Origin of the sequence: Streptococcus moroccensis (assembly GCF_030812835.1) — a bacterium.
Lineage (GTDB): Bacteria > Bacillota > Bacilli > Lactobacillales > Streptococcaceae > Streptococcus > Streptococcus moroccensis.
In genome coordinates this window covers 46,936-59,138 of record NZ_JAUSTM010000014.1, presented here as the reverse complement: position 1 = coordinate 59,138, position 12,203 = coordinate 46,936, and the positions used below count along the sequence as shown (strand labels likewise).

Sequence of the window (12,203 nt, the reverse complement as noted above, 5' to 3'; positions counted from 1 at the left end):
ATAATGATGTTGCATCTCAGGGAGCCTTTCTAGTGTGTTTGTGGTGAACTACATGATATCTCTCTGAGGTGTTTTTGTATACTTTTTTCTCAACTAGAAAGTGGCTAACTTCATTTTAGAACTTTCGTTCTTGAAAAAATATTAAGCATTTTCTGAAAATTCCAACTTTCTGATTGACAGATAAAGTTTTGATGTGATATAATTTACCATCAAATGAATTAAGGAGACTACAAATGACAGCAGCAAAAACATACATTGACCAAGCCTTCGAGACTGTTAAAACGCGTAACCCCCATGAAACTGAATTTCTCCAAGCTGTGCAGGAACTTTTTGACACACTAGAGCCTGTTTTTGAAAAACATCCAGAATATATTGAAGAAAATATTTTGGAGCGCATTGTTGAACCTGAACGCGTGATTTCTTTCCGTGTTCCTTGGACTGACAAAGACGGTAAGGTTCAGGTAAACCGTGGCTACCGTGTGCAGTTCAACTCAGCTGTTGGTCCTTATAAAGGAGGTCTTCGCTTCCATCCAACTGTTAACCAATCTATCTTGAAATTCCTCGGGTTTGAACAAATCTATAAGAATGTCTTGACAGGCTTACCGATCGGTGGCGGTAAAGGGGGATCTGACTTTGATCCTAAAGGCAAAACAGACCGTGAAGTCATGAGTTTTGTCCAAAGCTTTATGACAGAATTGCAAAAGCACATCGGTCCTTCGCTTGATGTCCCAGCGGGTGATATCGGTGTTGGAGGACGGGAAATTGGTTATATGTTTGGTCAATACAAACGCCTCAACCAATTTGATGCTGGTGTCCTAACTGGAAAACCACTTGCTTTTGGTGGCTCATTGATTCGTCCAGAAGCAACAGGCTATGGGTTGGTCTACTTCACAGATGAGATGCTAAAAGCCAATGGCAAATCCTTCAAAGATCAAACGGTCTTGGTTTCTGGTTCTGGTAATGTTGCTCAGTTCGCCGTTCAAAAAGCGACTGAGCTCGGTGCCAAAGTTATTTCGGTTTCAGATTCTAATGGTTACATTATCGATGAAACAGGTATCGATTTCGATCTTTTAGTTGACGTTAAAGAGAAACGCCGTGCTCGCTTGACTGAATACGCTGCTGAAAAAGCCAGCGCTAAATACTTTGAAGGCTCTGTTTGGAACTATGACGGTCCTGCTGATATCGCTCTTCCGTGTGCCACTCAAAATGAGATTGATGGCGATAAGGCTAAACAGCTTCTAGCTAACGGTGTCTATGCTGTGGCTGAAGGTGCTAACATGCCTTCTGACCTTGCTGCTATTACAGCCTACCGTGAGAATGGTGTCCTCTATGGACCTGCCAAAGCAGCTAATGCAGGTGGTGTTGCTGTCTCTGCTCTTGAAATGAGCCAAAACAGCCAACGCCTGTCTTGGTCCACTGAAGAAGTGGATGCTCGCCTTAAAGATATCATGACCAACATTTTTGCTACTGCAAAAGAAACAGCTGAAACTTATGATTTGGGAATTGATTATTTAGCTGGAGCGAACATCGCTGCTTTTGAAAAAGTAGCTGATGCCATGATCTCCCAAGGAATTGTTTAATTTTTGTTACAAGTAAGAGTCTCCTGATAATACGGGAGACCTTTTTAATACATTTTTGTTATAGACTGATATATTCTTCATTTAAACTATAGGAAAACGACATATTTCTAACCTTTTATTCTATTATAATAGATAGTATGTGACGCCATAAAAAGAATGATAAGAGGAGTTTAATATGACGCATAAGACAACTAGGTCGTTTGGGCAAGCAAGCATGGCTATCGCTACAGTAACAGCTGTCAGCAGCCTTGGTACTTCATCTGCAGAAGCAGCTAGCCATACAGTCCAATCTGGAGAATCCTTCTATAGTATTGCGACAGCTTACGGGATGGATACCTATCAACTGGCTGTCAATAACGGGAAATCTATTTACGATATCATCAATCCTGGAGATATTTTGCAAGTTGCTGATTTGCCCCCTGTAACGCCAGTATCAAGCACCCACACTGTTCAGTGGGGGGAATCCTTCTATAGCATCGCTGGCTTTTATGGGATGGATGCTTTTCAATTAGCTAGTAACAATGGAAAGTCTATATACGATACCATCAACCCAGGCGATGTCTTGCAGGTTCAAGGCACCTCAGCGACTCTGCCTCAAACGCAGTCTTATAATTCTTCAGATCCCTATGGCACTCAGGATGTTGAAGGTGTGATTCTTAATACTCCTACCGATTATGGCAATTCATATCCAATTGGTCAATGTACTTGGGCTGTGAAAGAATTAGCGCCTTGGGTTAATAATTGGTGGGGCAATGCCAAAGATTGGGACGAAAATGCGATTGCCCTTAATGGCTATTCCGTTGGTGTGACGCCTGCCGTCGGTGCTATTGCTGTTTGGGATGGTGGAGATTTTGGCCATGTTGCCTACGTCACTTCTGTCGCATCCGACACAAGTATCCAAGTCCTAGAATCCAACTACATGGGGCAAAAACAAATTGCCAACTACCGTGGTTGGTTCGATCCTACCAACGCCCAAGGTCGTGTCACGTATATTTACCCTTGGTAATTCATTCCTAGCAAATGAAGATCTTAAACGTTTAGACTTATCCATTACCTCGAGTCATGAAAGGTCCGCTAATACTCTAAAGATAATACTAAAAAAAGTTTGAGACAGACCTACTGTCCCAAACTTTTTAAGTTTCTGATTTATTAGAAATACCCATAATAGATTTCCACTCGTTCACGAAGCAATGCTGTTGGGCACAGCTCTTACTTGACCTAATCTTTTATTCCAATTCGATTTAAAGCATTAAATAAAGAGAAAGCTAACCTTCATCAGCGAATCAGCAGCCTCTTTGAGAGGAGTTGCAGAGGTATTCGGGAGAAATTACAGACCTCATCTCTTTCAACATCCTTTATTTCCAGGTATAAGGTTGTTGGATAAATTCAATTCCCTCAGCCCTGAGGGCTTCTTGGTAGCGTCGGTAAACAGCTTGGTGGGTCGCAAATTGCTTGCCATTTTCAACAAAAAGATGAATTCTCAAAACTGTCTGTCCATTCGCTGCTAGCTGGGGCCCAAAGATTGTTGGCGCTTGTTTAATCACTGGCATCTCAGCCACCAACTCCTTATTGACCCCTTCAATGATCTGATAGACTTTTTCAAGGTTAACCGTGACTGCTAAAGGCAGGTCAACTTGAACCCGCATATCTCCTCTCGACAGATTGCTAACGACAAGGATATTGCGATTGGGAATAAAATGAAGGGTTCCATCAAAATCCCTAATTTGTGTTGTCCGAATACCAACACTATAAACATAACCGGATAATTTGATGGTTCCATTTGTTAACGTAACGGAGTCTCCGACATCAAACTGGCGCTCTAAAAGGATAAAGAACCCATTGACCAAATCTGAAAGAAACCCTTGAGCTCCTAACCCTATGGCCACGCCTGCTATACCAGCACCCGCTAAAAGAGAGGACACAGGCAAGCCCAAAATACTCAAAATAGAATAAATCAAGAAAAAGTAAAGGACATAGTTGAGGGTGTTTTCAATTAACCGCGTCAAGGTATGTTGCCGGTTATTGTCATGAGTTAATTTTAAAGATGGCGAAATAACCTTTTGAACGATAAATTGGATCAGTTTTTTAAGAATAAAAAATCCTATGATTAGCAAAACCAAAGAAATGGTTTTACTGATCAACGCTGTTAATAAGGCTTCCCCATCAAACTGGGTAAAGTAATTTTGAATCACTGTTGACATAATGCTCCCTTCCTGATGGTTACCATTATATCAAAAACTCTCACAAGCTCCTACTCCAAATGATCTAAGTAGCGCTTGGTTTCTGCAATAATAACGGGTGATAATCCTAAAACAGCAATTAAGTTTGGAAAGACCATTAAAGCATTACAGATATCCGCTAAGACCCAGACCAAGTCTAGCTCTAAAAAACCACCTAAGCCGACCATTAAGACGAAAAGGACACGGAAAACCACAATATTTTTTCGACCAAAAATAAATTCAAAACACCGTTCTCCGTAGTAACTCCAACCCAAAATAGTCGTAAAAGCAAATAGCGTTAAACTCAATGTTAGAATCAAGGGACCGATACCTGGCATCGTGGTATTAAAGGCTGCCTGAGTCATAGCAGCTCCTGCAGCATCACCTGACCAAACACCTGTTAGTAATAAAACAATCCCGGTCAAGCTACAAATAACAATGGTGTCAATAAAAGTCCCGGTCATTGAAATAAGACCTTGTTCAGCTGGCCACTCGGTCTTTGCTGCTGCTGCTGCGATAGGGGCCGACCCCATCCCCGATTCATTTGAAAAGACGCCTCGCGCTACCCCGTTTTGCATAGCTGTTCGAAGGGTTGACCCTGCAAAGCCACCTAATGCAGCCATTGGGGTGAAGGCCCCTTCAAAAATCATCGCTAACACTTCTGGCATTTTTTGCCAATTGAGCACAACAATCCAGAGGCTAGCTAGAAGGTAAAATAGCGCCATAAAAGGAATCACTTTAGTCGATACCTTAGAGATCGATTGTATGCCACCAAAGGTGATAATAGCAACTAAGATAGCCAATAAAGGGGCCATAATGGTGGGCGACCAATTAAAACTCCCCTGAAGGGCACCTGTGATGGCATTCACCTGAGTAAAGGTTCCCATGCCAAAAAACGCTACAGATAAACCGGCCAAGGAGAAGAAAATAGCTAGAGGACGCCACTTCTCGCCCAGTCCTCTGGTGATGTAATACATAGGACCACCAGAAATACTGCCGTCGGCATTGACCTGACGGTATTTAATGGCCAAGACGCCTTCTGCATACTTAGTTGCCATCCCTAAGAGTCCAGCCACCCACATCCAAAAAAGAGCCCCTGGTCCACCAGCTTTAACCGCTGTTGCTACCCCGACAATGTTCCCCGTACCAACAGTAGCGGCCAAAGCCGTACAAAGAGCCGCAAAACTTGATACATCTCCGTGTCCAACGTTATCAGCTTTAAAAATCAGGCGAATCGCTTTGGGCAATTTTCGTAACTGTAAAAAACCAAGACGAATGGTCAGATAGAGCCCAGTCCCCATTAAAAGGAACAAAAGGGGTGGTCCCCATATCCAAGCATCGACAATCTCTAAAAATTTTAACATAAAGGCTCCTTTCCGATGACAGCTAAAAAGCCAGCCGAGATGGCTGGCTGCAAATCGTAGGAAAAAGCAATTGCTTTTGCTCTGTCCTTTTGCCTGAGAGTTTCGGTGGTATCCCTTGCCCCTTCGGCGCCATCCTCATGATGGTCTCTCCAGAGTTCCGTCGATTTATCAGTCAGAACAGCTCCGTGTATTCTTTCTGAAAAACGTCAATCGGTAATCTTTTTTTGTTTATTTTATCACAATAATTAGTCTTGTCAAGCAATTTTCAGAAAATATTGATTTTTCTTTCAATGAAAGCGGTTGACGTTAGAGTTATTATATGCTAAACTAAATTCAAATGATACGGAGGTAAGGGAGACATGCGCAACTAATCTTTTCCAGCAGTAATACTGAAATACTGAATAGAAAAGATTTTTGTGTGCCCTTATAACGCTATTTTCCCCAAAGCATGAGCCGACAAGGTGATATTGGGTTATTTTGGAGTTCCTTGGTCTTTACTGTTCAGTAAAGGCCAATTTCTTTTCAGTTAAAAAGGAGGACTCTATGACCCAAATGATACTTCAAACTCAAGACTTAACCATTACTCACCTCAAGGATTTAAAAGACTTGGTCAAGGATCTTACCCTTGTTGTTAACAAAGGAGACAAGGTTGCCCTCATTGGCGAAGAAGGGAACGGCAAGTCCACCCTTTTAAACCTATTAATGAGTCCAACTGAGATTGCTTCTTACGCCAGTTACTCAGGCACCATCCATCGTCAATTTTCAACCCTTGGTTTCCTTCCTCAAAGCTTGCCTGCAGAAGCTCGAAGCCTTAGTCTTAACGACTACTTCTTCGGGGATACGATGACTTTGCTCGACTATGGAAAGCTATACCGTTACGCCAGTGAATTGTCTTTTGACAGTGATCGTTTTGCCAGCAATCAGCAACTAGGGAGCCTATCTGGTGGGGAAAAGGTAAAGGTTCAGCTCATTAAACTTTTTGCCAGCGACGCTGAGGTTTTCTTTCTTGACGAACCCTCTAATGATCTTGATTTAGACACCTTGAAATGGTTAGAACATACCATTCAAACATTACCACAGACCGTTGTCTTTGTCTCCCACGATGAAAGCTTGCTCAGTCAGGTAGCTACCAAGGTTGTTCACTTAGAACGGATTAAAAAGCGAACCGAGGCTAGAACTCAGGTCCAATCTCTCGATTACGACGATTATAAAACACAGCGAGATCACCAATTTGCCAAAGATACCAAGATTGGCAAGAAGGAGCGCAAAGAACATGCGGCCACCATGGCCCATAATCAGCAACAACAACAGGCCGTTCAGCACCGCCTAAGAACCACTAAAAATGATGTGCTGGGACGACTCCTCGCCAAAAAGATGAAAACCTTGCAGTCACAGGAACGCCGTTTTCTAAGAGAAAGTGAGGACTTCACAGAAATTCCTACTAAAGAAGATGCCATAAGTTTGAGATTTAATAATATCTCACCTTTGCCAGCCTCAAAAGTCCTTCTTCAGCTTCACAACCTGAAACTCGAAACACCTGAGCGAGTCCTTTCCCAGAATATCCATCTCTTATTCAGAGGGCAAGATCGTATCGGAATTATTGGAGCTAATGGGGTTGGAAAATCAACCCTTCTCAACATCCTGTACCAAAGGCTTCAAGGCCGACCTGATATCAAGGTCGCCTATATGCCACAGCACTATGAAGCCCTTCTGCCTTTAGAGGAATCTCCCCTAGAATTTCTCAATCCTTCTGAGGAAAAGGAACATGAAACAAAAATACTCAGTCATTTAGCCTTGCTCAACTTTACCCGTGAGGAAGCCAGACACCCCATCGCCCAGCTTTCTGGTGGTCAACGCGCTAAACTGCTCCTTTTAAACCTTGTCCTTCAAGAACCAACTGTTCTATTGTTGGATGAACCCAGTCGGAACATTTCTCCAACCTCCCAACCCGAACTCCGCCAGCTCTTTCAAAGCTTTCCTGGCGCTATTGTCACTATTTCTCACGACCGCCTCTTTCTCAGAGACGTTTGCGAAAGCTTTTACGAGCTTAAACCAGATGGTCTACATCTCATCAATAAAGACGACTTGGGCCATTAGCCCTTGTCGACTAATCAAGCACCGAAGAAACTAAAAAGCCACGAAACACAAACTGTTTCTAGGCTTTTTTGGTTATCCAATCTCAGCTAAAATTGCCTTGATTTGATCTTTGGTGTGAACACCGGCCACTTGTTTAACCACTTGGCCATCTTTTTTGAACATTAAGGTTGGGATGCTCATAATACCAAATTCACGCGCTGTTGATGGGTTTTCATCCACATCCATCTTGACGATTTTGAGGTCTGATTCATCGATTTCTTGGGACAATTGTTCCAAAATTGGCGCTTGCATGCGACATGGACCACACCAAGTTGCCCAAAAGTCAATCAAAACAACGCCTTCAGCGGTATCTTGCGCAAATGTTGCATCTGTTACGGCTTGAGTCATAATGTGTCTCCTTTTAAAACTTTATCTACTGTCATTGTACTCCAAAAGAACCATTTTGTCTCAAATCTGCTACGGAGTTAGTATTTCCCTGTTGTCAAAGAAGGCTTATGTTAAACTGCTTAAGCAAGTTTAAGCCATGCTCTTTGTTCAGACAGGCGGTCAAATTCCAAGCTCTCTCTGAACTTGGGATTTTTGTTTATTTAAAAATAGCGATGGTACAGCCAGAGCCGCCAGCATTTTGCGGGGCGTAGCCAAATGATTTGACGTTTTTGTTGCGTCTTAGGTACTTGGTTACTCCTTCGCGGATGACCCCTGTCCCAATCCCATGGATAATATCGACCTGCGCCATGTTATTCAAGAGGGCTTGGTCGATAAATTCATCCAGTTCCTGCATAGCTTCTTCGTAGCGTTTGCCACGCAGGTCAAGTCTGGCTGAAGGCCCCTTGGTGTTAGCACGTTTGACCACATTGACGGGCTTAGCCTTGACTTGTGGTTCTTCCTTTTTAACAAGGTCAAACTCATCCTTAGCCAACGTCATCTTAATCAAGCCGACCTGGGCTTCCCAGCGACCGTCCTTGAGCTGGTTAACCAAGGTTCCGCGTTGCCCGTAAGCTAGGACTATGATGTCATCGCCTACCTTAGCCGCTTTTTGACTCTTGGCCTTTTTAAGCACCTTGTTCTTAGCTAACTTGGTCTCTTCAGGGACCAACTGTTTGAGTTGGGTCTTGGCTTCGATGATTTGATGGGGTTTGAGTTGGGCTTGGTCGTGAAGGTTTTTGAGGATTTGCTCGCTTTCAGCCAAGGCTAAATCTACGATTTCCTGAGCTTCCCCCCTTGCCTTGTCCAGCTCATTTTCTTTTTCTCGGCTAAATTCATTGTAGAGCTTTTTGAGCACACGGTTAAATTTAAGGTTTTCCTGCTCAACTTCCTTAATCTTATCCAGTCTTCTACGACTTTCGGTGGTTTGCTGCTCCAATTTTTCGATAATCTGATTGACATCGGTATTGCCCAGGGTTTGGGATTGGGCCTCCGTGATGATAATGCTCGATAGGCCCAGACGTCGTGCGATTTCAAAAGCATTGGACCGTCCAGGAACCCCTTGCATGAAGCGGTAGGTCGGGCTGAGCGTCGTCGTGTCAAACTCCATGCTGGCATTTTCGACATGAGGCGTGTTAATCCCATAAGCCTTGAGCTCCGGGTAATGGGTCGTTGCCATGGTCTTAATCCCGCGGAGACGCAAGTCGTCTAAAATCGCCATGGCCAGAGCTGCCCCTTCCTGGGGATCAGTCCCTGCCCCTAACTCGTCAAAGAGGACCAGACTGTCTTGGTCAACGTCTTCTAAGATGCGAACGATATTGGTCATGTGGCTTGAGAAGGTCGATAAGCTCTGCTCAATTGACTGCTCATCACCGATATCCGCAAAGACTTGGTGGAAGAGCCCCACAAGACTCCCTCGGTCAGCCAGAATGGGAAGACCTGACTGGGCCATGATTTGGGTCAGTCCCAGCGTTTTTAGCATAATGGTCTTACCACCAGTGTTGGGACCTGTGATGACCAAGGCCGTTAACTCTTTTCCAAAGTAAAGGTCATTCGGTACTGGCTTTTCCAAGAGAGGATGCCGCACATTTAAGAGTTGAATACTATGATCTGCGGATACTTCTGGTACGACTGCCTGGTACTTCCTAGCAAAGAGGTGTTTGGCGCGCACCAAGTCAATATGCCCAATCAGCCAAGCATTGTTTTTAAAAGCAGCGTGATGGGGCTGAACCATCTGAGACAACTCAGTCAAGATGCGGTTAATCTCATGGCGTTCATCTGCTCTGGCATTGGTAATGGCTTCGTTCAGGGTCACCACAGCTCGAGGCTCAATGTAGACTGTCGAACCTGAAGCCGAAATATCATGGACAATTCCTGGCACCCGGTTGCGGTAGGTGTTTTTGACGGGTAAGACATTGCGACCGTTTCGGTTAACAATAATCCCTTCGACCAGCATTTCCCCCTGCTTTTTAAGGATGTCCTGCATGACCTGACGCGATTGGTCTTCGCTTTCTTGGATGGTCCGTCTGATTTTGGCTAATGCTGGACTGGCAAAAGATTCCACAAAACCTGCATCATTGATCGACTGGAGGCTACCTTGGAGGTGTGGAAAGACTTCTAAATTTTCAAAAAGGCGCGATAACTGCGTCAGCTGAACATTTTCCAAGTCCTCGTAAAAGTCCTTGAGGTGCTTGGTGACTTCTAAGAGGCGCTTGAGGGCCAAAAATTCCTCTATATTCAGTTGACCTTCTAGAGCTAGACGAGCCACTAAACCACTGATGTCTTTTGTTTCCCCTAGGGCAAAGTGAGGCGATTCCACAAAGATATCAGCCATTTCGGCGAGCTCCTCAAACTGGCCTTGGACCCGCTTCATATCTGCTAACGGCCCTATTACCTGCAGTTCAGAACGTCCTTGGGCAGTGACTAAAAAAGGCTCAAACAGGGCCTTGACCTTTTCAAATTCTAATGTTTCTAATATCTTATTGTTCATTCTTGTTCTTTCAATTATTCGTCATGCTTATCACAGCTGGTCAACTTAGTTCTTGAGTCAGAAAAGATAACTCATTAAATGTGTATGGCAAATATCTCATGGTTATCCATTGACCATATGATTATGTAATAGCTGTTTTTAAGGTTATTAAAAAGGGGAGGGCAAGCCCTACCCCAATATTTTTGTGACCCATAGGTTCTTCAAAAAATGAGACACCAAAGGTGTATCAACCATGATACGAACCATTAAACTTTCATGGAGTTTGTCTTGAACTAATCCTATCGGCACCGTTGCCAAAATTGTTAACACCATTTCAATGCCAAGCCAAGAAACAAATACAGACATAATGCCAGCAACAATTCTGGTATGAGGCACATCTAAACTTTCAAGATCAAAAATATGTAGAAAAAGCCCCAAGAAACGGATGACTGCATACACTAATAAATAGATGGTAAAAAAAGCCAATCCTGCATAGAAGACCTGATCTAACTCAAAGAGTTGACTTTGGTCAAAAAAATAGGTAGAGGCACCTTCAGCAGCACTGGCATAAGGTACCCATAGGTAGAGCCATTGCCCCAAAGGACGGTAGTATAAGCTAGCCACAAAAAGAGAAATTAGACTCCCTAGGAAATAGGTACCTTGAAGACCGAGTCCCCTACGGTAACCAATGTAAAATTGCCATGCTAAGATAAGTAGAATCCCTAAAGAAATCATGATAGAGCCTCCTCAGCTGAGGTTTCTAATGTTTGAATATGCTCCAACAATTTTTTGCGGAGGCGATTTAATTCCTCCTCTTGCTTTTCGAACTCGATTTCACGAGCTAACTGAACAGACAGGGTATTAATGGCTAGTAAAATCGCCAAAGTCTCAGAATCTGCAGTTGGCATTTCCTCCTGTAAAGCCTGGTATTTTTCTTTAGCGACCCGTTCGATTTCTTCCATAAATAGGTTGTCGTGCTCTGTAGTTAGGGTTAGTTGTTTGTCTGAAAATGTAAATTTATATCGATTTAAGTTTGCCATAAATTACCTCAACCTTCATTATACCTTATTTTTAGGCATTTGACCATTTGACACGGTCATTTTCCTAATTTTATGGTAAAATAAAACCTATGAATCCAATCGTTTTGCTTTTGACTGATGATGAGATCAGTCGACTGACTGCTCATTATGCTAGCTACAGTAGCCCCAACAATGACCCCTATAAAAAGCACTTTTTTAAAGTCAATGGGACAGCCATTAGTGTCTATGCTTCCGGCAAGGTCATGTTTCAGGGACTAGAGGCCCGAGCTTTAGCCAGTCAGTGGCAGACCACAACTGATAATCATAAAAAAACCAGTGACAGGCTTTCATTCACACCTTCTCGAGTGAATCAAGCTCTATCGACGGTTGGTTCTGATGAGGTTGGGAACGGCTCCTACTTTGGAGGTATTGCGGTTGTTGCCAGTTATGTGCGCCCCGACCAACATTCTCGGCTCAAGGCCCTAGGTGTTGATGATTCAAAAAGCCTGACAGATATTAAAATTCTACAGATTGCTCCTATTTTGGAAAAAGAAATCGCTCATCAGGCCTTGTTATTGTCACCTTCCAAGTACAACGAAGTTGTCCCCAGTCGCCACAATGCGGTTTCAGTCAAGGTCGCTCTTCATAACCAGGCTCTTTACTTGCTTCTTCAAAAGATCGAAACACCCGAGCAGATCATTATTGACGCCTTTACCAGCTCACAAAATTACAAAAAGTATGTGGCCAATGAGCCAAATCAATTGCTCATACCTGTTCAGCTGATTGAAAAGGCTGAGAGCCAATGTTTAGCTGTTGCAGTTTCATCAATCATTGCCCGAGCGATGTTTTTAGACCAACTAAACGATTTGGGAGAGCAGGTCGGCTACAAGCTTCCTAGCGGAGCTGGTCCAGCTTCTGATAAAGTTGCTGCCCAACTCTTACAAGCCTACGGCCGATCCTCGCTTCATCAAACCGCTAAACTTCATTTTAAAAACACCGAAAAAGCAGAGAAATTAGTTAGGAGATCTTAA

10 protein-coding genes and 1 riboswitch are annotated in these 12,203 nt (G+C 43.4%); of the genes, 4 read left to right on the top strand and 6 right to left on the bottom strand.

The window, feature by feature from the left end:
* Positions 1-233 precede the first annotated feature (233 nt).
* The gene (gene gdhA / locus J2S23_RS07690) at positions 234-1,580 is read left to right on the top strand and encodes an NADP-specific glutamate dehydrogenase (RefSeq protein ID WP_307122151.1); all 1,347 of its coding nucleotides are present in this window, start codon (positions 234-236) and stop codon (positions 1,578-1,580) included.
* Positions 1,581-1,755: 175 nt separating this feature from the next.
* Positions 1,756-2,586, top strand: coding sequence for a CHAP domain-containing protein (locus J2S23_RS07685; RefSeq protein WP_307122150.1), 831 nt, complete (start codon positions 1,756-1,758; stop codon positions 2,584-2,586).
* Between the two features lie 349 nt (positions 2,587-2,935).
* Here J2S23_RS07685 and J2S23_RS07680 read toward each other — a convergent pair whose 3' ends face one another.
* Both J2S23_RS07680 and J2S23_RS07675 read right to left on the bottom strand, forming a co-directional pair.
* Positions 2,936-3,781, bottom strand: coding sequence for a mechanosensitive ion channel family protein (locus J2S23_RS07680; RefSeq protein WP_307122149.1), 846 nt, complete (start codon positions 3,779-3,781; stop codon positions 2,936-2,938).
* Positions 3,782-3,831: 50 nt separating this feature from the next.
* The gene (locus J2S23_RS07675) at positions 3,832-5,163 is read right to left on the bottom strand and encodes an alanine/glycine:cation symporter family protein (RefSeq protein ID WP_307122148.1); all 1,332 of its coding nucleotides are present in this window, start codon (positions 5,161-5,163) and stop codon (positions 3,832-3,834) included.
* Between the two features lie 71 nt (positions 5,164-5,234).
* A riboswitch (glycine riboswitch) is annotated at positions 5,235-5,326 on the bottom strand.
* Positions 5,327-5,718: 392 nt separating this feature from the next.
* Here J2S23_RS07675 and J2S23_RS07670 point away from each other — a divergent pair.
* Positions 5,719-7,260 (top strand): ATP-binding cassette domain-containing protein, encoded by a 1,542-nt coding sequence (locus tag J2S23_RS07670; protein WP_307122155.1) that lies wholly within the window; start codon positions 5,719-5,721, stop codon positions 7,258-7,260.
* Between the two features lie 72 nt (positions 7,261-7,332).
* On the opposite strand, the gene trxA is transcribed toward J2S23_RS07670, so the two are convergent.
* The 4 genes from trxA to J2S23_RS07650 all read right to left on the bottom strand — a co-directional run bounded on the left by trxA (position 7,333) and on the right by J2S23_RS07650 (position 11,193).
* Positions 7,333-7,647 (bottom strand): thioredoxin, encoded by a 315-nt coding sequence (gene trxA / locus J2S23_RS07665; protein ID WP_307122147.1) that lies wholly within the window; start codon positions 7,645-7,647, stop codon positions 7,333-7,335.
* Between the two features lie 196 nt (positions 7,648-7,843).
* Positions 7,844-10,174, bottom strand: a complete 2,331-nt coding sequence (locus J2S23_RS07660; RefSeq protein WP_307122146.1) for an endonuclease MutS2 — start codon at positions 10,172-10,174, stop codon at positions 7,844-7,846.
* A gap of 168 nt (positions 10,175-10,342) precedes the next feature.
* Positions 10,343-10,888 (bottom strand): CvpA family protein, encoded by a 546-nt coding sequence (locus J2S23_RS07655; protein WP_307122145.1) that lies wholly within the window; start codon positions 10,886-10,888, stop codon positions 10,343-10,345.
* On the bottom strand, positions 10,885-11,193 hold the full coding sequence (locus tag J2S23_RS07650) for a hypothetical protein (protein WP_307122144.1): 309 nt from the start codon (positions 11,191-11,193) through the stop codon (positions 10,885-10,887). The genes J2S23_RS07655 and J2S23_RS07650 overlap by 4 nt, the downstream gene beginning before the upstream one ends.
* A gap of 89 nt (positions 11,194-11,282) precedes the next feature.
* On the opposite strand from J2S23_RS07650, the gene rnhC reads away from it, so the two are divergent.
* Positions 11,283-12,203, top strand: a complete 921-nt coding sequence (gene rnhC / locus J2S23_RS07645) for a ribonuclease HIII (protein WP_307122143.1) — start codon at positions 11,283-11,285, stop codon at positions 12,201-12,203.